Here is a 19,392-nt window from a genome sequence, read left to right as displayed (position 1 = left end):
TGGGCCGCCCCGCCTTCGCGGGGACTGGTTACCGAGTTGTGACGGAGTTCCGCTCCGCCGGGACTGAGTTTCAGCCGCGCGGGGTGGAGCCTCTGCGCGGCGTGCCCTCAGTCCGCGCTGCCGCGCTGTGCGAACGCGCTCTCATACAGGCAGACGCTCGCCGCCGTGGCGAGGTTCAGCGACTCCGCTCGGCCGAAGATCGGCAGACGCAGCGCACGGTCGGCCTGCGCGAGCGCCTCCTCCTCCAGACCGCGGGCCTCGTTTCCGAACAGCCAGGCGGTCGGCCCGGCGAGGGTCCCGTCTGAGCGGGCCTCCAGGAAGGCTCCCCCCTTGACGTCGGCGGCGATGACGACCAGACCGGCGCCGTGAGCGTGCACCACGGCGTCCTCCAGCCGTCCGCCCACCGCGACCGGCAGGTGGAAGAGGGATCCGGTCGTGGCCCGCACGACCTTGGGGTTGTAGAGGTCCACGGTGCGGCCGGTGAGCACGACCGCATCGGCGCCCGCGGCATCGGCCGCGCGGATGATCGCACCGAGGTTGCCGGGGTCTCGCACCTCTTCGCAGATCGCCACCAGGCGCGGGGAGCCGGCGAAGATGTCCTTCATCGCGGTCGGGGTCTGCCGTGCCGCCGCGACGAGACCCTGCGGTGTGACCGTGTCGGCCATCGCCTGCAGCACCTCCTCGGTGACGTACTCCACCTCCACGCCGGCCTCCGCGGCGTGCTGGCGGATGTCAGCGTGCTTTTCCCAGCCGGTGGGCGTCGCGAAGAGATCGACGATCGCATCGGCACGATGGATCAGCGCCTCACGGACGGCCTGCGGACCCTCCAGGAGGAACATGCCGGTGTCGACGCGCGCACTGCGCTTGGCGAGCTTGGCGACGGTGCGGACACGGGAAGAGCGGGGGTTCTCCAGCACGCCCCCAGTCTAGGCTCCCGCGGGACACCGGCCGTCCCTCGCTGCGGCCGGAACGACGAAGAGGGCGCCCTCCCGCAGGAGAGCGCCCTCTTCGCACCCCGGCGCGGGGCGTGGAACCGTGGCTCAGACAGCCGCCTTGGGGGCGTTGACGTCCGACGGCAGAGCCTTCTTCGCCGTCTCGACGAGCTTGGCGAAGGTCGCGGCGTCGTTCACCGCGAGCTCGGCGAGCATGCGGCGGTCGACCTGGACGCCGGCGAGACCGAGACCCTGGATGAAGCGGTTGTAGGTGATGCCGTTCTGGCGGGCAGCGGCGTTGATGCGCTGGATCCACAGACGACGGAAGTCGCCCTTGCGCTTGCGACGGTCACGGTAGGCGTAGACGAGCGAGTGCGTGACCTGCTCCTTGGCCTTCCGGTACAGACGCGAACGCTGGCCGCGGTAGCCGGAGGCGCGCTCCAGGGTGACGCGACGCTTCTTGTGCGCATTGACGGCGCGCTTGACTCTTGCCATGAGTGTGTATTCCTATTCGTACGAGATCGGGCGCGTCAGCGGCCGAGGAGCTTCTTGGCGACCTTGGTGTCCGCGGCAGACAGGACCTGGTCCTGGTTCAGGCGGCGGGTGCGGCGGCTCGACTTGTGCTCGAGGTTGTGGCGCATGTTCGCCTGCTGCTTCTTCAGCTTTCCGCTGCCGGTGATCTTGAAGCGCTTCTTGGCCCCGGAGTGGGTCTTCTGCTTCGGCATCTTCTCTTCCTTCGTTGGGCGCGCCTCTTCAGGCGACGTTGTACACCCGCGCATGCGGGGAGTCGGTGCGGGGGCTACTCCGCGGGGGCTTCCGCCTCCGGGCCATCGGAGTGCTTGGCGTCGCGCGCGGCCTGCTTGTTCGCCGCGCGGACGGCGTTCTGCTCCGCCTTGGCCTCTGACTTGTTCTTCAGAGGAGCGATGACCATCACCATGTTGCGACCGTCGATGGTGGGGTTGGACTCGACGCTGCCGAACTCGGCGACGTCTTCGGCGAACTTCTTCAGCAGGCGCACACCCTGATCCGGGCGCGACTGCTCGCGGCCGCGGAAGAGGATCATCGCCTTCACCTTGTCGCCGGCCTTGAGGAAGTTCTCGGCGCGCTTGAGCTTGGTCGTGTAGTCGTGGGCCTCGATCTTCAGACGGAAGCGGACCTCCTTCAGGACCGTGTTCGCCTGGTTGCGTCGGGCTTCCTTGGCCTTCTGCGCGGCCTCGTACTTGAACTTCCCGTAGTCCATGATCTTGACAACGGGAGGCTTCGAGTTCGGGGCGACCTCGACGAGGTCGAGATCGGCTTCCTGGGCGAGGCGCAGCGCTGCCTCGATGCGGACGACGCCGATCTGCTCACCCGCGGGACCGACGAGGCGGACCTCGGGGACGCGGATGCGCTCATTGGTGCGGGGATCGCTGATGCGGAACTCCTTCGACGGTGTGGGAGCCACCGCGACACGGACGCATCGCGGGCGAGTTCGGAAATACACCCCACCCGGCCGACGATCAGACGCCGGCTCACGCCCTGTCTACCGACTCCCGTCGGCGGAGCGCTGGACCCGGTAGCCTGGAGCGGCAAGCGCGGGTGGGAAGTGAATCCTCTTTCGTGCCGGAGCAAATGCCCCGGAGCCCGGTAAATACTAGCAGAAGGCGAGCCCCGGTGACGATTCCCGAGAACCCCCCGGCCCCGAGCGATCGTGCCGAGAGCGAACGACAGGCACGCTGGGAGGAGCAGGAGGCCGCTGCCGCGGCGGCCACCCGCGATATCGCCGACGTTCCGGCTGTCGAGGTGATCACCACGGCCGCCGTGCATCTGATGAGCGCCGCCGCGGTCAAGCTCGGCCTCGCGGACGACCCCGACGCCCAGACCGACCTCGACGAGGCACGCAAGCTCATCAACGCTCTCGCCGGGCTCATCACCGCCGGCGCCCCGGAGATCAGCGATATGCACGCCCGGTCGCTGCGAGACGGCCTGCGGTCCCTGCAGCTGGGTTTCCGGGAGGCCTCGGCCATCCCTGACCCGGTGGGCAAGGGCCCCGGCGAGAAGTGGACCGGCCCGGTCACCTGAGCTCCGCGCCGTCGGCAGCGCACCGCATCGCCGCCGGGCGCCGTCCACCATCCGAGGCGTTCCGCCGGCCCGCTGATGACCGCGTGTGACGCGCTCGATATCGTTCCGGTCACGGTCCGCCCGGGATTCCCTGAGTTCGCGTCTGTGAGCGCGCGGTGAGGGGCGGCGACGCGCAAGACTCGGAGACGTCCGCACAACTCCGGCTCCGAGGGCGCTCCCCTCGTCGGCCGAGTTCGACGAAAGCGAAAGAACATGCGAACCATCACACGCCCCCGCCGCCTCACCGGCGTCGCCGCCCTCGCCGCGACCGCCGCCCTCGCCCTGGCCGCCTGCTCCCCGGAGGCACCGGCAGACGATGCCGCGACCCCGGCCGCTGAAGGAACCGGGACCACAGAGGTCACCCAGGAGACCATCGTCGCCGACGGCCCCGTCGCCGACGACGCCGCCGTCGAGGCCAACGCCTGGGCGAGCTCCATCCGCGACGCCGGCGTTCTCAAGATCGGCGGCACCGAGACCAGCGAGCTGTTCTCCCTGCTCGACCCGACGACGGGCGTGGCCAAGGGCTTCGACGCCGGCATCTCGCAGCTGCTCAGCAACTACATCCTCGGCGAGAACAACGTCGAGCTCCAGCAGGTCACCGTGGACACCCGCGAGTCGCTGCTCGAGTCCAACACCGTCGACGCCGTGATCGCGACCTACTCGATCACCCCGCAGCGCGCCGAGCGCATCGCCTTCGCCGGGCCGTACTACGGCTCCCAGGCGGCGATCCTGGTCAAGGCCGACAACGACGACATCACGAGCCTGGCCGACCTCGACGGCAAGACCGTCACCACCCAGGCCAACTCGACCGGCGTGACGCTGCTCGAGGCCGAGGCGCCTGGCGCGATCATCAATGCCCTCCCCGACCACCAGCAGGCGCTCTCGGCCCTGCAGCAGGGCAGCGTCGACGCCTACGTCATCGATCAGTCGCTGCTCATGAACGCCGTCGTGACCAACGACGACGTCAAGATCGTCGGCGAGCCCTTCGGCCCGAAGGACCTCTACGGCATCGGCGTGAACAAGGACAGCGACGCCGTCGCGTTCATCAACACCTTCCTCGACACGATCATCGAGGACGGCACATGGGCCAAGCTCTGGACCCTGACCATCGGCGACCGCACCGGCCTCGACACCGTGCCCACCCCGCCGACCCCGGGCGACACCGGCCTGTGATCCCTGTTCCCGCCTGAGCGGGCGGATCCTCGACACGCGAGGTTCCGGTCTTCTCCGCAGGAGAGACCGGAACCTCGTTCGTTTCTGACAGGCTGGACCCCGTCCCTGTCGCCGAAGACACGAGAGGAGGCGCGATGGGCGTCCTGCTGACCACGTATCTGCCCGACATCCTCGCCGGCCTCTGGATCACGATCCAGATCACCGCCGTCGCCTTCGCCGGCGCTGTGCTGTTCGGCTCGATCCTGGCCATGTTCCGCATCAGCCCGATCGCACCGCTGCGCATCGTCGCGACGGTGTACGTGGAGATCTTCCGCAACGTCCCCCTCGTCGCCCTGGTCGTCCTCGTCGTGTACGGACTGCCGAAGATCGACATCAACCCCGGCTTCCTCCCGGGCGTGATGATGGCCACCACGGCGGTCGGGACCGCGTTCGCGTGCGAGACCATCCGCACCGGCGTCAATGCCGTCGGCGCCGATCAGGTGGAGGCCGCCCGATCGATCGGTCTCGGATTCGGCGGCATCATCCGGCATGTGCTCCTCCCCCAGGCCGCGCGCTCGGTGATCGGCCCGATGACGACGCTGTTCATCGGCATCCTGCTGAGCTCCTCGCTCGCCGCCGTGGTCGGCATCCCCGACCTGACCTACACGTCGTCGCTGATCAACTCCAAGGAGGCGCTGGGGCTGACGACGTTCGCCGTCGCCGCCGTGATCTACGCGACCATGTCGCTGGGCGCCGCCGGGGTCGGCTCCTGGCTCGAGCGGAAGCTGAGGGTCCAGCGGTGATCGGACACGCCATCTTCGATGCCCCCGGCCCCCGGGCGCGCCGCCGCATCCGCGTGGTCACCTGGGTGAGCATCGTCGTCATCGTCGCGCTTCTCGCGCTCGGCTACTACCGCTTCTACGCCTCCGGTGCGCTCGCACCCTCGAAGTGGCTCACGTTCATCCAGCCGGCCACGCTCGGCTACCTCTGGCAGGCACTGCTGAACACCCTGGCCGCGGCCGGGGTCGCCGGCGCCGCAGCCCTGCCCCTGGGCCTGCTCCTCGCGGTGGGGCGCCTCTCACGGGTGAAGGTCATCAGCTGGCCGTGCACGGCCATCATCGAGCTGCTGCGAGCCATCCCGGTGCTGCTGCTGATCTACGCGTTCATGTTCGCCCTGCCGGCGTACGGGCTCAATGTCAGCACGTTCTCCAAGCTCGTCATCCCGGTGACCCTGTGTGCTGCCGCGACGATCGCCGAGGTCTTCCGTGCCGGCGTGCTGGCGCTCCCGAAGGGACAGCGCGAAGCCGGTCTCGCGGTCGGGCTCACCGAGGGACGCGCCTTCCGCCTGATCGTGTTCCCCCAGGCGCTGCGCATCGTGGTGCCGGCGCTGGTGGCGCAGCTGACGATCGTGGTGAAGGACACCGCGTTCGGCTATGTGGTGTCCTATCCGGAGCTGCTGCAGAGCGGCCGCGTGCTCATCGCCAACACCGGCGACCTCGTGCAGACCTACATCGTCGTGACGGTGATCTACATCCTCGTCAACATGCTGATCTCCGCCGGAGCCCGCGGCCTCGACCGACGCATGTCGCGCCGGACCGGTCGCCGCAGCACGCTCACGCTGGGCGCGCGCGGCGGCCGGCTCACCTGACGCGGCGCCACGGCGGATGTCGGAGCGCTCGGCCGTCGAAACCCAACTCAGGCAGACCTGCGCGGAGGCGCCGAACAACGGCGCCTCCGGGGCCTGCCCGTCAACTCCTCCTGAGTTGGGGCAGGGCTCAGGAGGCCGCGCGGGCCAGCTTCACGGCGAGCGAGTCGACCAGGACCGCAATGCGGTCGTCAGCCGCCCAGCGCTGCGCAAGCCGCTGCAGCACGGCGTCCAGCTCCTGCTGATCGAGGCCGTCGATGAGCTCGAGCCGCACGATGAGCTCCGGGCCACGCAGGCGCCCGGTGGGGTCGCCCGGCTCCACAGACAGGTCGATCACGGCCAGCTCGCTGCCGATGCTCTCCTGAAGGCCCGCATAGACCTCCGGTGAGAGATGGGCAGGGTCCCAATCCTGCCCCTGACCGATCGCCCACACCGCGGGGCGGCGCAGCACGAACTCGGTCTCCGAGGCGGGGTCGATCACGATCAGGTCGGTGTCGTCGTGCGCGGCGGCCAGGGCCGTGCGCACGCCGTCCGCGGGCACCGGACGCGCCTGGGGGTCCCAGCGAAGCATGGTCTCGACGCTCGTGAAGACCGGGAGCACCTTGCGGCCGTCCGGCGCCGCGACCGTCACGATGGACAGCTCCTGGGTCTTATCGACGACCAGACCGGTCGGGCCGACCCCCTCCTCGCCCTTCTCCGCGATCAGGGGGATCAGCAGGCGCGCGGAACGATACGCCGCGACGATGCCAGACGCGTCCGCCTCTCCCGCGCGAAACGCGGTGATGGCGGCATGCAGGGCCGGGTCGGCCGACCCGTCGTCTCCGGCATGCGGATTGGGCTGAAAGCTGCGTCCCTCCCAGGGGACACCGGCCGAGTCGCCGGGGCGGCAGGGATCGCCGGCCCCGTGGCCGTGCGGACCGTGACTCTGCGGCTCAGGACCCTGCGACATCGAGCGCCTCAGCGAGCGTGAAGGCGCCGGCGTAGAGGGCCTTGCCCACGATCGCGCCCTCGACGCCCAGCGGCACGAGGTCGCGGAGCGCGGCGATGTCGTCGAGGCTCGAGATACCGCCGGAGGCGATCACCGGCTTGTCGGTGCGTTCGGCGACATCACGCAGGAGCTCGAGGTTCGGCCCCCGCAGCGTGCCGTCCTTGGTGACGTCGGTGACGACGTACCGGCTGCAACCGGCGCGCTCGAGGCGTTCGAGCACCTCCCAGAGGTCGCCGCCCTCCTCCGTCCAACCGCGCGCGGCCAGCGTGGTGCCGCGCACGTCGAGACCCACCGCGACCGCGTCGCCGTACCGTCCGATCACGTCGGCGGCCCATTCCGGGTTCTCCAGCGCCGCGGTGCCGAGGTTGATGCGTGCCGCCCCGGTCTCCAGGGCCGCTTCGAGGGAGGCATCGTCGCGGATGCCGCCGGACAGCTCCACGTTCACGTGGCGGAACTGCCGGATGACCTTCCGCAGGATCGGGGCATTGCTGCCGCGGCCGAAGGCCGCATCGAGGTCGACCAGGTGGATCCACTGCGCCCCCTGCTCGACCCACTCCGCTGCGGCGTCGATGGGGTCGCCGTAGCTGGTCTCGGAGCCGGCCTCGCCCTGCGTGAGGCGGACCGCCTTCCCGCCAGCAACGTCGACGGCGGGAAGAAGAATGAGCTCGGGGCTCGACGCGAAGTCGTTCATGTCGTCCTTATCAGGGAATCCGACGCCCGCAGACTCCGGCGGGATCCGCCGACGGGCACAAGACCCGAGACTAGCCTTCACGCGCGCGCGGTTCAAAGCGTGCCCCGGACTCCCCTCCCCGGCACCGGCCCCACCACCCCGCTTCCCGTCGTCCCGGCGCGCACCCGGTAGGCTTTCCCCCGATGTCAGGCGCAGTAGAAGACCCCAACCCGATCTCCGGCGGACTCCGACGCTCCGGAGCCGATCGGGCGGCCAGCACCGCCCCCACCGACCTCACCGGTCCGATCGTGCACGCCAGCCCCGCACCATCGGCACTCCCGGCCGACCTCGCCGGTTCGGCACCGGTCGCGGCGTCCGCGGCCGCTGCCACCGCGGCGGCTCCGGCTCCAGCCGCTCCGATCGCGGCCGTCCCCGTCGCGACAGCCCCGGGGCCTGCTCAGCCCACCGCCCGCCGCCAGGCGCCCCCGGCCGCGGGCTCCGATGACCCATCGTCACGGCCGGACCTCGCCGAAGACACCGCCGCAGACCCCGCCCCGGCACCGCAGACCCGTCGCTCGACGCGCCAGTCGTTCCTCCAGGAGGACCGCCGCGTCGAGCCCGCGCGCGAAGGCCTCCGCGGGTCGTTGAACCGCTGGGGTTTCAAGCTGGGCCCTGGCAAGGCGGAACAGGCGACGCGTGACGATGAGCAGGCCGTGGGAAGCCGCTGGCCGGGGCCGCGCACGATCGCGGTCGTCAACGGCAAGGGCGGCGCGGGAAAGACCCCCACCACCGTGCTGCTCTCCGCGGCCTTCGCCCGGTTCGGCGGCTCCGGGGTGCTCGCCTGGGACAACAACCAGACGCGGGGCACGCTCGGCTGGCGCACCGACGAGGGTCCGCACGATCGCACCCTCCTGGAACTGCTGCCAGACGTCGACCGCCTCCTCGGCACCGGCGCCCAGTCGGTCGATCTCGCGCAGTATGTGCACCACCAGCCGCGCGAGAAGTACGACGTGCTGCGTTCCAAGCCGATCCGCCTGGCCCATGAGAACCGGTTGAGCCCCGAGGACGTCGACGCGATCCACGCCGTCGCCGCGAAGTTCTACCGCCTGATCATCATCGACTCCGGCAACGACGAGTCCGACCCGATGTGGCTGCGCATGGTCGACCACGCCGACCAGATCGTGGTGGCCACCACCACGCGCGACGACCACGCCGAGGCGGGCGCCCTGCTCCTGGAGGCGCTGGAGTCGCGGGACGAGCACTCCGCGCGTCTGGCCCAGCGGTCCGTCGTGGTGGTCTCGCAGGCCGATCCCAAGGCGAAGCGCTCCGACATCGACCACGTCGTCTCGGGGTACCGTTCGCTCGCGCGCGAGGTGGTCAGCATCCCCTTCGATCACCAGATGGTCGACGGACACCTCTACTACGGCGGACTCGCCCAGGAGACGCAGCGCGCCTGGCTCGCCGCCGCGGCGGCCGTGGCGCGCGGCCTCTGAGGCTCTCGCGCGTTCGCGCAGCGCTGCAGAACCCGGGTCAGAGTGACGCGATCCAGTTGCGCAGCATTCTGATGCCGGCCTCCCCCGACTTCTCGGGGTGGAACTGGGTCGCAGAGAGCGGGCCGTTCTCGACGGCGGCGAGGAAGGGCGTCCCGTGCGTCGCCCAGCTCAGCACGGGCTGGGGGAACGGCGGGATCACATCCAGCTCCCAATGGCACGCGGCATAGGAGTGGACGAAGTAGAACCGCTCGTCCTCGAGGCCGCGGAAGAGCACGCTCCCCTCCCCGGGGTCGACGGTGCTCCAGCCCATGTGCGGGAGAACGGGCGCATCCAGCTCGATGACCGTCCCCGGCCACTCGCCGAGCCCCTCGACGTCCTGGCCGCGCTCGACGCCGTGCGCGAACAGCACCTGCATGCCGACACAGATGCCCAGCACAGGGCGGGACCCCGCGAGCCGGCGTCCGATGATCTCGTCCCCGCGGCTGGCACGCAACGCTTCGACCACCGCGGCGAACGCTCCGACACCGGGGACGACCAGGCCGTCGGCCTCGATCGCCTCGGTGCGATCGGAGGTCAGCACCGCATCCGCCCCGGCCTCGGCGAGCGCCTTGACCGCGGAGTGGACGTTGCCGGAGCCGTAGTCCAGCACGGCTACCCGAGGCGCGGAGGTCATAGCGCTCCCTTGGTCGACGGAACACCGGTGATCAGCGGATCGAGCGCCTTCGCCTGACGGAATGCCCGCGCGAAGGCCTTGAACTCCGCCTCGGCGATGTGGTGCGGGTCCCGGCCGGAGAGCACCCGCACGTGCACGGTGAGACCGGCGTGGAAGGAGATGGCCTCGAACACGTGCCGCACCAGCGAACCGGTGAAGTGCCCGCCGATCAGGTGATGCACGAACGCGTCCGACTCGCCGTCGTGCACCAGGAACGGCCGTCCGCTGATGTCCACGACGGCCTGCGCCAGCGCCTCGTCGAGGGGCACGAGCGCGTCGCCATACCGCGAGATGCCGCGCTTGTCGCCGAGCGCCTCCCGGATCGCATCGCCGAGGACGATCGCGACGTCCTCCACGGTGTGGTGGGCGTCGATATGGGTGTCTCCCGTGGCCCGCACCGTGAGGTCGGTGAGCGAGTGCCGCGCGAAAGCCGTGAGCATATGGTCGTAGAACGGCACGCCGGTCTCGATCGTGCTCTCTCCCGTGCCGTCGAGGTTCAGCTCGAGTTCGACGGAGGACTCGCTCGTCGTGCGGGTGCGGCGGGCGGTGCGGGGCGCGGTCATGCGACCGATCCTACCGACGCCAGGGCGTCGAGGAACGCCGTGGTCTCGGCCTCGCTGCCGGCGCTCACCCGGAGGTGGCCGGGGATGCCGACATCGCGCACCAGGACTCCGCGGTCACGGAGTGCCTCCCACGTCGCCGCGGGGTCTGCCACGCCGCCGAAGAGCACGAAGTTCGTCCACGACGGCGCCGGAGCGTACCCCAGGGCCTCGAGAGTCGCGGTGATGCGATCGCGCTGCTCCACGATGTCGTCCACCATGCGCAGCATCGTCGGGGCGTTCCGGAGCGCGGCGACGGCAGCCGCCTGCGTCAGCGCACTCAGGTGGTACGGCAGGCGCACGAGTCGCAGGGCGTCGATGAATGCAGGATCGGCGGCGAGGTAGCCGACCCGGGCACCCGCGAACGCGAAGGCCTTGCTCATCGTGCGGGACACGGCCACGCGTGGCCGGCCGGCGAGCAACGTGATCGCCGAGGGGGCGTCCTGGGGAGCGAACTCCATATAGGCCTCATCGACGATCACGATCCCGCGCGCGGCGTCCGCCACGGCCTCGATCACGTCGAGGGGAAGCGGCGTACCGGTGGGGTTGTTCGGCGAGCAGAGCACGACGACATCGGGGTCCGCCGCGCGCAGCTGAGCGACCGCCTCGTCTGCGGTCAGCGTGTAGTCGGGGTGGCGGGTGCCTTCGATCCACCGGGCTCCCGTGCCGCGCGCGAGCAGCGGATACATCGAGTACGTTGGCCCGAACCCGAAGACCGTGCGGCCCGGCCCGGCGAACGCCTGAAAGACATGCTGGAGCACCTCATTCGAGCCGTTGCCCGCCCAGATCTGCTCCCGGCTCAGCCCGCCGCCGAGGTAGGCGGCGAGGGCGTCACGCAACTCGGTGAACTCGCGATCGGGGTAGCGGTTGACATCGCGCAGGGCCTTGGCGATGGCATCGAGGATGTCACCGGCGACCTCCTCGGGCACCGGATGCGTGTTCTCATTCACGTTGAGCGCGACCGGTACCGCTGCCTGCGGTGCGCCGTAGGGCTTCTGACCGCGCAGGTCGTCGCGAATGGGGAGGTCTTCGAAAGAAACAGCCACGCTGCAATCGTAGGACGTACCGCGCACCGACCGCCGCGGCGGTCATCGCGCGGCACGGCGCTCAGCGCTGCGCGTACTCCGCGGGGATCGCCAGCTCCTGGCCGATCATGATCGACCCGCCGTCGAGCTGGTTGAGCCGGATGATCGCGTCCACCACATCGCGAGGGTCGGCTGCCGGGGCAAGCTCCTCTGCGAGCGTCCAGAGCGTGTCGCCCGGCAGGACGACGACCGTCGCGAAGGACGCTGTGCTGGTTTCATCCGACGACGACGCCGCCGTCGCCCCGCCCAGGACCAGGCCGGCGGCGAGGGCAGCCACGACCGGCGCTGCGGCAAGACCCGCGAGCACGCGGCGCCCGCGGGTCGTGATGCGCAGACGGGTCGCGGGCGCGGTACGCGCGAACGCGGGCGCGCTCAGGGCCGGTGCGGTGATGCCGATGCTGCTCATGGGATGCTCCTTCGTCGAAGTCCGCGGGGCGGATGCCGTCTGACGAGACCGTGGTGCAGAGACGTCAGTTCGAGTGCCGAACTTCTGTTCCGAAGATATCTTCGATTTCGAACATCTGTCAAGGCTTCTGCCCACCCGGGCGCACCGGATAGCCAGACACGCTCGAACAGATATTCCGAAAGCACCGATGTCTTCGATACGGTTTCGATGAACGAAGCACACCACGGACCTCAGACATCGGGCCCGGCAGCCGCGAAGGACAGCGATGAGCGACACCGAAGACCTCCCCGTCGAGGCGGATCGATCCGCGGCTGCCGAGCAGGCGCCCACCCGGCGGCGGAAGACCCTGAGCCCCAAGCAGATGGCGATCCTCGAGGTCATCCAGCGCTCGATCGCCCTTCAGGGCTATCCGCCCAGCATGCGCGAGATCGGCGACGCGGTGGGCCTGAAGTCGCTCTCCAGCGTGACCCATCAGCTCGGTCAGCTCGAGCTGAGCGGCTATCTGCGCCGCGACCCCGGCAAGACCCGCGCGATGGAGGTGCTGATCGACCTCCCCGGCAGCGCGACCGAGAACCCGGCGGACTCCGCCCCGCCCGTGGGCGATGCGGCGCTCGTTCCGCTCGTGGGCCGCATCGCCGCCGGCGTGCCGATCACCGCGGAGCAGCAGGTGGAGGAGGTGTTCCCGCTCCCCCGGCAGCTCGTGGGCAAGGGCGACCTGTTCATGCTCAAGGTCTCCGGCGACTCGATGATCGACGCGGCCATCTGCGACGGCGACTGGGTGGTCGTGCGCTCGCAGAACACAGCCGAGAACGGCGATATCGTCGCGGCGATGCTCGACGACGAGGCGACCGTCAAGACCTTCCGCCAGCGCGACGGACACACGTGGCTGCTCCCCCGCAACTCCGCCTTCGAGCCGATCCTCGGCGATGACGCGACCGTGCTCGGCAAGGTCGTCGCGATCCTGCGCGCCGTCTGAGCACCGCAGGAACGGCGCACCGGAAACAGGCAGACAGCACCAGAACAGGCGGCTTTCGCCGGCATGTGCCTGTTCTGGTGCTGTCTGCCTGTTGTGGTGCGGCCGGGATCAGGCCGGCAGGTCCTCCCGGACGCGCCGGGTGGCCTCGACGATGTTGCGCAGCGATGCCGTGGTCTCGTCATAGCCGCGGGTCTTGAGGCCGCAGTCGGGGTTGACCCACAGCTGGCGCGTGGGGATCTCCGCCACCGCACGGCGCAGCAGCTCCTCCACCTCGTCTGTCGAGGGCACGCGCGGCGAGTGGATGTCGTACACCCCGGGGCCGATGCCGTGGTCGAAGCCCGCCTCCGAGATGTCGGAGACGACCTCCATGCGGCTGCGGGCCGCCTCGATCGAGGTCACATCGGCGTCGAGGGCGCGGATCGCATCGATCACCACGCCGAACTCCGAATAGCACAGGTGGGTGTGCACCTGCGTGGCCGCCGCAGCACCACCGGTGGCCAGGCGGAAGGAGTTCACCGACCAGTCCAGGTACGCCGGCTGGTCGGCCTTCTTCAGCGGCAGCAGCTCGCGCAGCGCCGGCTCGTCGACCTGGATCACGGCGATCCCGGCGGTCTCGAGGTCGGCGATCTCGTCGCGCAGCGCGAGGGCCACCTGGTTGGCGGTCTCGCCGAGCGGCTGGTCGTCACGCACGAACGACCAGGCGAGGATCGTGACCGGCCCGGTGAGCATCCCCTTGACAGGCCGCGGGGTGAGCGACTGCGCGTAAGACGACCACGCCACCGTCATCGGAGCAGGACGCGACACGTCGCCCCACAGGATCGACGGGCGCGTCGCGCGCGAGCCATACGACTGGACCCAGCCGTTCTCGGTGACCGCGAAGCCGTCCAGCAGCTCGGCGAAGTACTGCACCATGTCGTTGCGCTCCGGCTCCCCGTGCACGAGAACGTCGAGGTCGAGGCCCTCCTGCAGGCGGATGACCTGTTCGATCTCCTGCTTGAGGAAGCCGTCGTAGGCGTCGTTGTCGATCTCGCCGCGCGTGAAGCGCGCGCGGGCACGGCGGATCTCGCCGGTCTGCGGGAAGGAGCCGATCGTGGTGAGCGGCAGCGCGGGGAGGGCGAGCGCCTCCTCCTGCGCGGCGACGCGGGCGGCGTAGTCACCGCGGGCGAAGTCGTCTGCGGTGAGCGCTGCGGCGCGGTCCCGCACGGCACCGTCGCGCACCCCTGGTGCGCTCAGCCGGTCGGCCAGAGCGGCCGATGCGGCCTCCAGCTCCGCGGCGATCTCATCGCGCCCGGCGGCGAGACCGCGAGCGAGGCCGACCACCTGCACGACCTTCTGATCGGCGAACGCCAGCCAGGACGCCAGCCGCGGATCGAGCGACGGCTCGTCCTCGACGTCGTGGGGCACGTGCAGGAGAGAGGTCGAGGTGGCCGCCGCGACCGCGGCCGCGCCCAGGCCGCGCAGCGCCTCCAGCCGATCGAAGGCAGCGGAGAGGTCGCCGCGCCAGATGTTGTGCCCGTCGACGACGCCACCCACGAGCGTCTTGCCTGCCAGGCCGGGGGCGGGTGCCGGCACGTCTCCGCGGACGAGGTCGACCGCGATCGCCTCGATCGGCGCGGCGGCGAGCACGGCGAAGGTGTCGCCCAGCGCTGCGTACGGTGCTGCCACCAGGATCTCCGGGCGATCGGAGACGCCGCCCAGCACGGCGTAGGCGCGCTCTGCGGCGGCGGCGAGGGCGGCACGCGAAGCCGGCAGCGACTCACTGACCAGCGCGGGCTCGTCGAGCTGCACCCACGCCGCTCCGGCGGCGCGCAGGCGGCCGAGCAGCTCGGTGTAGACCGGCAGCAGATCGTCGAGGCGGGTGAGCGGGTCAAAGCCGGCGGGCGCGTCGTCCGACGCCTTGGCCAGAGCCAGCAGCGTGACAGGGCCGACGATGACCGGGCGCGTCACGTACCCGGCCTCTGCGGCCTCGACCACCTGGCGGACGATGCGGTCGTTCGAGAGCGAGAACGCCGTCTCCGGGCCGATCTCCGGAACGAGGTAGTGGTAGTTGGAGTCGAACCACTTGGTCATCTCCAGAGGAGCCCGGTCCCCCTCGCCGCGCGCGATCGTGAAGTACGCGGGGAGGCCGATCGAACCGTCCTCCGCGCGCAGATCGGCGAACCGGGTCGGGATCGCCCCGACGGTCACCGCGGCGTCGAGCACCTGGTCGTAGAAGGAGAACGACTCCGGCACGGCCGAGTCTGTCGCGCCGAGGCCGAGCTCGACCAGACGTGCCCGGGTGGCCGCGCGCAGGTCTGCCGCGGTGCCCTCCAGCTCTGCCTCATCGATCTTGCCGGCCCAGAACGCCTCGACGGCACGCTTGAGCTCGCGGCGCCGCCCGATGCGGGGGTAGCCGAGGATGGTTCCGGCGGGGAACGCGGTCATGGTGTTTCCTTTCACGTGCGACGGGCAGCCCGCGGGGCTGGCACGTCTGCGCGATGTTGCGGTCTGGCTGGGGTCTACGGGGCTGCGGGGACCGGCGTCACGCCGGCCTCGGCGAGAACGGCGAGCACCGTCTCGTGCTGGTTGAAGGCATACAGGTGCACGCCGGGCGCGCCGCCGTCGACCAGCTCGCGTGCGAGCCGGGCGGCGTGCCCGATGCCGATCTCGGTGCGGCCCTGGACGGTCGGCTCGACCTCGAGGGCGATGGAAAGCTCAGCGGGGCTTTCCTCACCGCTCAGCTCCAGCACCCGTGTGAGGCGCTGGGGCGAGGTGATCGGCATGATGCCGGGGAGGATCGGGATGGTGACCCCCGCGGCACGCGAACGATCCACGAACGAGAAGTAGTCGTCAGCGTGGAAGAACAGCTGGGTGATGGCGAAGGTGGCGCCGGCGGCCTGTTTGGCCAGGAGCGCCTCGATGTCCTGGTGGCGGTGGACCGAACGCGGGTGCCCGTTGGGGAAGGCCGCGACGGAGATGTTGACGCGGCGGCCCGGGGCGATGCGTGCCGCGTCCGGATGCCCCGGAACCGGTGATTCCTCGTAGGGCTCGCGCTCCGCCTGCACGCGGTCGATCAGCTGCACGAGCTGCGCTGCGCTCTCGAGATCGCCGAGGAAGGGCTCGTCCTGCCCCGTCGGGGGATCGCCGCGCAACGCGAGGAAGTTCAGGATGCCGGCATCGAGGAACTCCCGGATCAGGGCGGTGGCACCCGCGTAGGTGTTGCCGACGCAGGTGAGGTGGGCCAGGGGCTCGACGTCGGTGTGCTCACGGATGAAGCGCAGCACCTCGAGGGAGCGCCCCCCGGTCGAGCCTCCGGCGCCATAGGTGACGGAGATGAACCGGGGACCGGCGGCCGCGAGCCGCCGCACGGTCTCGTGCAGCGCGTCGCGGCTGGACGGCGATCGCGGCGGATAGAGCTCGAAAGAGAACGGGACGACGCCGTCACCGGCGGGGGTGTCGAAGGACATCTCGTCTCCTGTGGACAGTTCGGAACGGGCAACCGCGTACACGCGTGCAACGCGTGTCGACGGCGCGGATGCCGGGCTCGGCTGTCGCACCGCATCCGGCCTGACCGGATGCTTGCGTCTCACCGTAGAGCACGCCTTCCGCGGCCCGCACGTCCGTGACGCTCTGTGTCATCCACGCCGTTCCGGGGCGCCCGGCGGGCACGCCGAAGGCCGCAGCGGGCGTCGGTACGCCCGCTGCGGCCTGGCGGAAGAGGCCTACTCCCCCGTGCGGGTGGTGCTGGCGATCGGGATCACCATCGGGGAGCCGAACACCGGGTTCACCAGCACCTGCGCGGTGAGGCCGAAGACCCGGTCCAGCAGCTCGGCCGTCACGACGTCGGCCGGGCGCCCGGCCGCTGCCAGCTCTCCGTCCTTGAGCACGACGAGATGATCGGCGTACTGGGCGGCCTGGTTGAGGTCGTGCAGCACGAGGACCATCGTGCGCCCCTCCTCGCGGTTGAGGCGGCGGCACAGCTCGAGCACGTCGATCTGGTGCGCGATGTCGAGGTACGTGGTCGGCTCGTCGAGCAGCATGACCGGGGTGTCCTGCGCCAGCAGCATCGCGATCCACACCCGCTGGCGCTGGCCGCCCGAGAGCTCCTCGACGCTGCGGTCGGCGAGCTCGGTGACGCCGGTGGCCGCCATCGCCTGCTGGACGGCCCTCTCGTCGTCGACCGACCACTGCTGCAGCATGCGCTGATGGGGGAAGCGTCCGCGACCGACGAGGTCGGCGACGGTGATGCCGAACGGCGCCACCGACGATTGCGGCAGCAGGCCGAGGCGGCGCGCGAGCTCCTTGGGCGGCAGCTTGCGCACATCCTCCCCGTTGAGCAGCACGGTGCCCGTCTGCGGCGCCAGCAGACGCGAGAGGGCACGCAGCAGCGTCGACTTCCCGCAGGCATTGGGGCCGATGATCGCGGTGACCTCGCCGTGCGGGATCTCCACGGTGAGGTCCTCTGCCACCCGGCGGGCGTCGTAGGAGAGCGTCACGGACTGCGCGTGCAGCGCGGGAGTCGTCATGTCAGACCTGCTTCGAACGGGTGAGGAGCCAGATGAGGTAGAGACCGCCGATGATGCCGGTCATCCGGCCGATCGGGACGGTCGCGTCGAACGGCAGGATCTGCGAGATCACGTCGGCGACGACGAGGATGCACGCGCCCATGGCGGCGGCGCTGAGGACGGGCATCCCGCGGCTGCGGGTGAGCCGGGAGGTGAGCTGGGGAGCGGCGAGGGCCACGAACGCGATGGGCCCCGCTGCGCCGACGGCGAGGCCGGCGAGGAGCACGGCGAGGATCATCATCCACACACGGGTGCGTTCCACCCGAACGCCGAGTTGCTGGGCGAGGTCGTCGCCCATCTCCATGAGCGACGTGCGCCGGGCCAGGAGCGCGACCAGCGGGATGATCAACAGCGTCCCCACCATCACCGGGAGCGCATGCCCCCAGTTGCGGGCCGAGAGAGAGCCGGCCAGCCACAGATTGGCGGCGATGGCGTTGTCGAGGTTTCCCAGCACCAGCATCAGGCCGTTGAGCGCTCCGAGGATCGCGCCGACGCCGATGCCGACGAGGATCAGACGGTACCCGCCGGTGACCCCGCCCTTGATCGACAGGAGGTAGACGATCAGCGCGGTGCCCAGGCCCCCGCCGATCGCACCGAGGGAGACCTGCACGGGCTCGGCCTGATACAGCACGATCTGCGCGATCGCGCCCGTGGCGGCGCCGGTCGTGAAGCCGATCACATCCGGCGACCCCAGCGCGTTGCGCGACACCGACTGGAAGACAGCACCGGAGACGCCGAGCGCCGCACCGCAGAAGATCGCCGTGATGATGCGAGGCAGCCGGATGTCGCGCACGATCATGGTGTGCTTGGGATCCGGATCCGCGCCGGCGATCGCCGCGAGCACCTCGCCGAAGCCGAGCGGCACGGTGCCGATCTGCATCGCCACGACCCCGAGCACGAAGACGAGGGCGAGGAGGACGGCGGTCACCACGACGACGCGCGGCGAGACGATGAGCGACACCGGGCCGCTGCGCCAGACGAAGCCGCGCGGATGCGGTGCCCGGTTCGTGCTCCGGGAGGACGGGGGTGCTGCGGTCATAGCTGCGCGATCCTGCGGGTGCGGACGAGATAGACGAAGAACGGCCCGCCGATGAGAGCGACCATGATGCCGACGCTGACCTCGCCCTTGGGCGGGATCACCCGGCCGAGAGTGTCTGCGACGACGATGATGAGCGCGGCCAGAAGGCCAGAGTACGGCAGCACCCAGCGGTGGTCGACGCCGGCGATCAGGCGGGCGAGGTGCGGGGCTGCCAGGCCGAGGAACGCGATCGGACCGGCGGCCGCGGTCGCCGCGCCGGCGAGGATGATCACCGCGATGCCGGCGAGGGCCCAGACGCGGTTGGGACTGCCGCCGAGCGAACGGCTGAGGTCCTCCCCCAGCATCGCCGAGTCGAGCGGGCGGGCGAGCGCGATGGCGAGGACGAGACCGACAGCGGCGAGCAGCCCCACCGGGACGAGCACCTCGTAGCCGCGTCCGGCGACCGAGCCGACCATCCAGTGCCGGTACCGATCGAAGACCTCCTCGAGGCCGTTGATGATGATGAGCTGCGTGAGCGCACCCAGCACGACGGTCAGCGCCGCACCGGCGAGCACGAGGCGCACCGGGTTCGTGCCCTGACGGACGCCGCCGAGCAGGTAGACGGCGACGCCGGCGAGTGCCGCGCCGACGAGCCCGAGCCACATGTAGTGCACCGGCTCGGTGAGAGAAAAGAACGCGATGCCGCAGGCGATGAGCACGGCGGCACCGGCGTTCACGCCCAGGATGCCCGGCTCGGCGAGCGGGTTGCGGGTGAGCGCCTGCATCACGGCGCCGGCGACGCCGAGGCACAGGCCGACCAGGACCGAGACGAGGGCACGAGGGATGCGCTGGTTGACGACCAGCAGGTGCTCCGAGCTCTCCGGGTCGAAGTGGAAGATCGCGTCCCACGTGGTCGAGAGCGGGATGTCGCGTGTGCCGAAGCAGGCGCTGACGAACGTGGCGACGATGAGGAGCGCGATGAGGACGACGATGCCGATACGGCGTCGCGCGAACCGTGCGGGAGCGGGGGTCATGAGGTGCGTGAGGGTGCCAGCCGGGACGGACCGCGGGC

21 protein-coding genes are annotated in these 19,392 nt (G+C 70.5%); 6 read left to right on the top strand and 15 right to left on the bottom strand.

Annotation, left to right across the window (positions count from 1 at the left end; translation table 11 throughout):
* Positions 1–107: 107 nt before the first annotated feature.
* The 4 genes from AC3RXY_RS10890 to infC all read right to left on the bottom strand — a co-directional run bounded on the left by AC3RXY_RS10890 (position 108) and on the right by infC (position 2,376).
* Positions 108–917, bottom strand: a complete 810-nt coding sequence (locus tag AC3RXY_RS10890) for a TrmH family RNA methyltransferase (RefSeq protein WP_491510936.1) — start codon at positions 915–917, stop codon at positions 108–110.
* A 123-nt stretch (positions 918–1,040) separates the two neighbouring features.
* A complete protein-coding gene (rplT, locus tag AC3RXY_RS10885; protein WP_491510935.1) occupies positions 1,041–1,427 on the bottom strand; it encodes a 50S ribosomal protein L20 in 387 nt (128 codons plus the stop codon).
* 35 nt (positions 1,428–1,462) lie between these two features.
* On the bottom strand, positions 1,463–1,657 hold the full coding sequence (gene rpmI / locus AC3RXY_RS10880) for a 50S ribosomal protein L35 (protein ID WP_353115799.1): 195 nt from the start codon (positions 1,655–1,657) through the stop codon (positions 1,463–1,465).
* Positions 1,658–1,731: 74 nt separating this feature from the next.
* Complete coding sequence (gene infC, locus AC3RXY_RS10875) at positions 1,732–2,376, bottom strand: translation initiation factor IF-3 (RefSeq protein WP_491510934.1); 645 nt, start codon at positions 2,374–2,376, stop codon at positions 1,732–1,734.
* Between the two features lie 215 nt (positions 2,377–2,591).
* Between infC and AC3RXY_RS10870 the strand changes: the two genes are divergently transcribed.
* The 4 genes from AC3RXY_RS10870 to AC3RXY_RS10855 all read left to right on the top strand — a co-directional run bounded on the left by AC3RXY_RS10870 (position 2,592) and on the right by AC3RXY_RS10855 (position 5,832).
* Positions 2,592–2,993, top strand: a complete 402-nt coding sequence (locus AC3RXY_RS10870) for a DUF1844 domain-containing protein (RefSeq protein ID WP_491510977.1) — start codon at positions 2,592–2,594, stop codon at positions 2,991–2,993.
* A 252-nt stretch (positions 2,994–3,245) separates the two neighbouring features.
* A complete protein-coding gene (locus AC3RXY_RS10865; protein WP_491510933.1) occupies positions 3,246–4,205 on the top strand; it encodes a glutamate ABC transporter substrate-binding protein in 960 nt (319 codons plus the stop codon).
* Between the two features lie 134 nt (positions 4,206–4,339).
* Positions 4,340–4,987 (top strand): amino acid ABC transporter permease, encoded by a 648-nt coding sequence (locus AC3RXY_RS10860; RefSeq protein ID WP_491510932.1) that lies wholly within the window; start codon positions 4,340–4,342, stop codon positions 4,985–4,987.
* Positions 4,984–5,832, top strand: coding sequence for an amino acid ABC transporter permease (locus AC3RXY_RS10855; protein ID WP_491510931.1), 849 nt, complete (start codon positions 4,984–4,986; stop codon positions 5,830–5,832). The genes AC3RXY_RS10860 and AC3RXY_RS10855 overlap by 4 nt, the downstream gene beginning before the upstream one ends.
* A gap of 127 nt (positions 5,833–5,959) precedes the next feature.
* Here AC3RXY_RS10855 and AC3RXY_RS10850 read toward each other — a convergent pair whose 3' ends face one another.
* Positions 5,960–6,778 (bottom strand): SseB family protein, encoded by an 819-nt coding sequence (locus AC3RXY_RS10850; protein WP_491510930.1) that lies wholly within the window; start codon positions 6,776–6,778, stop codon positions 5,960–5,962.
* Positions 6,762–7,508, bottom strand: a complete 747-nt coding sequence (priA, locus tag AC3RXY_RS10845) for a bifunctional 1-(5-phosphoribosyl)-5-((5-phosphoribosylamino)methylideneamino)imidazole-4-carboxamide isomerase/phosphoribosylanthranilate isomerase PriA (protein ID WP_491510929.1) — start codon at positions 7,506–7,508, stop codon at positions 6,762–6,764. The genes AC3RXY_RS10850 and priA overlap by 17 nt, the downstream gene beginning before the upstream one ends.
* Positions 7,509–7,690: 182 nt before the next feature.
* Between priA and AC3RXY_RS10840 the strand changes: the two genes are divergently transcribed.
* Positions 7,691–8,980, top strand: coding sequence for a MinD/ParA family ATP-binding protein (locus tag AC3RXY_RS10840; RefSeq protein ID WP_491510928.1), 1,290 nt, complete (start codon positions 7,691–7,693; stop codon positions 8,978–8,980).
* Positions 8,981–9,017: 37 nt separating this feature from the next.
* Here AC3RXY_RS10840 and hisH read toward each other — a convergent pair whose 3' ends face one another.
* The 4 genes from hisH to AC3RXY_RS10820 form a co-directional block, all read right to left on the bottom strand.
* A complete protein-coding gene (hisH, locus tag AC3RXY_RS10835; RefSeq protein ID WP_491510927.1) occupies positions 9,018–9,653 on the bottom strand; it encodes an imidazole glycerol phosphate synthase subunit HisH in 636 nt (211 codons plus the stop codon).
* On the bottom strand, positions 9,650–10,255 hold the full coding sequence (gene hisB / locus AC3RXY_RS10830) for an imidazoleglycerol-phosphate dehydratase HisB (protein ID WP_491510926.1): 606 nt from the start codon (positions 10,253–10,255) through the stop codon (positions 9,650–9,652). Before hisB ends, hisH begins: the two co-directional genes overlap by 4 nt.
* The gene (locus tag AC3RXY_RS10825) at positions 10,252–11,337 is read right to left on the bottom strand and encodes a histidinol-phosphate transaminase (RefSeq protein ID WP_491510925.1); all 1,086 of its coding nucleotides are present in this window, start codon (positions 11,335–11,337) and stop codon (positions 10,252–10,254) included. The genes hisB and AC3RXY_RS10825 overlap by 4 nt, the downstream gene beginning before the upstream one ends.
* Before the next feature lie 61 nt (positions 11,338–11,398).
* Positions 11,399–11,782 carry a LysM peptidoglycan-binding domain-containing protein gene (locus tag AC3RXY_RS10820; RefSeq protein WP_491510924.1) on the bottom strand — a complete coding sequence of 128 codons (384 nt, stop codon included), beginning with the start codon at positions 11,780–11,782 and terminating at the stop codon, positions 11,399–11,401.
* A 265-nt stretch (positions 11,783–12,047) separates the two neighbouring features.
* Between AC3RXY_RS10820 and lexA the strand changes: the two genes are divergently transcribed.
* Entirely contained in the window at positions 12,048–12,758 is a 711-nt protein-coding gene (gene lexA, locus AC3RXY_RS10815; protein WP_491510923.1) for a transcriptional repressor LexA, read from the top strand.
* Positions 12,759–12,866: 108 nt separating this feature from the next.
* On the opposite strand, the gene metE is transcribed toward lexA, so the two are convergent.
* The 5 genes from metE to AC3RXY_RS10790 all read right to left on the bottom strand — a co-directional run bounded on the left by metE (position 12,867) and on the right by AC3RXY_RS10790 (position 19,354).
* Positions 12,867–15,182: a 5-methyltetrahydropteroyltriglutamate--homocysteine S-methyltransferase gene (gene metE / locus AC3RXY_RS10810; protein ID WP_491510922.1), complete on the bottom strand. Its 2,316-nt coding sequence runs from the start codon at positions 15,180–15,182 to the stop codon at positions 12,867–12,869.
* A gap of 74 nt (positions 15,183–15,256) precedes the next feature.
* Complete coding sequence (locus tag AC3RXY_RS10805; RefSeq protein ID WP_491510921.1) at positions 15,257–16,204, bottom strand: methylenetetrahydrofolate reductase; 948 nt, start codon at positions 16,202–16,204, stop codon at positions 15,257–15,259.
* Between the two features lie 255 nt (positions 16,205–16,459).
* Entirely contained in the window at positions 16,460–17,263 is an 804-nt protein-coding gene (locus AC3RXY_RS10800) for an ABC transporter ATP-binding protein (protein ID WP_491510920.1), read from the bottom strand.
* A 1-nt stretch (position 17,264) separates the two neighbouring features.
* The gene (locus AC3RXY_RS10795) at positions 17,265–18,341 is read right to left on the bottom strand and encodes a FecCD family ABC transporter permease (protein WP_491510919.1); all 1,077 of its coding nucleotides are present in this window, start codon (positions 18,339–18,341) and stop codon (positions 17,265–17,267) included.
* Positions 18,338–19,354, bottom strand: coding sequence for a FecCD family ABC transporter permease (locus AC3RXY_RS10790; protein WP_491510918.1), 1,017 nt, complete (start codon positions 19,352–19,354; stop codon positions 18,338–18,340). The genes AC3RXY_RS10795 and AC3RXY_RS10790 overlap by 4 nt, the downstream gene beginning before the upstream one ends.
* Positions 19,355–19,392 lie beyond the last annotated feature (38 nt).

The sequence above is a fragment of the Microbacterium longlingense genome (assembly GCF_058349825.2).
Note: the sequence above shows the minus strand (reverse complement) of the source record. Positions and strands in the feature narration are given on the sequence as shown.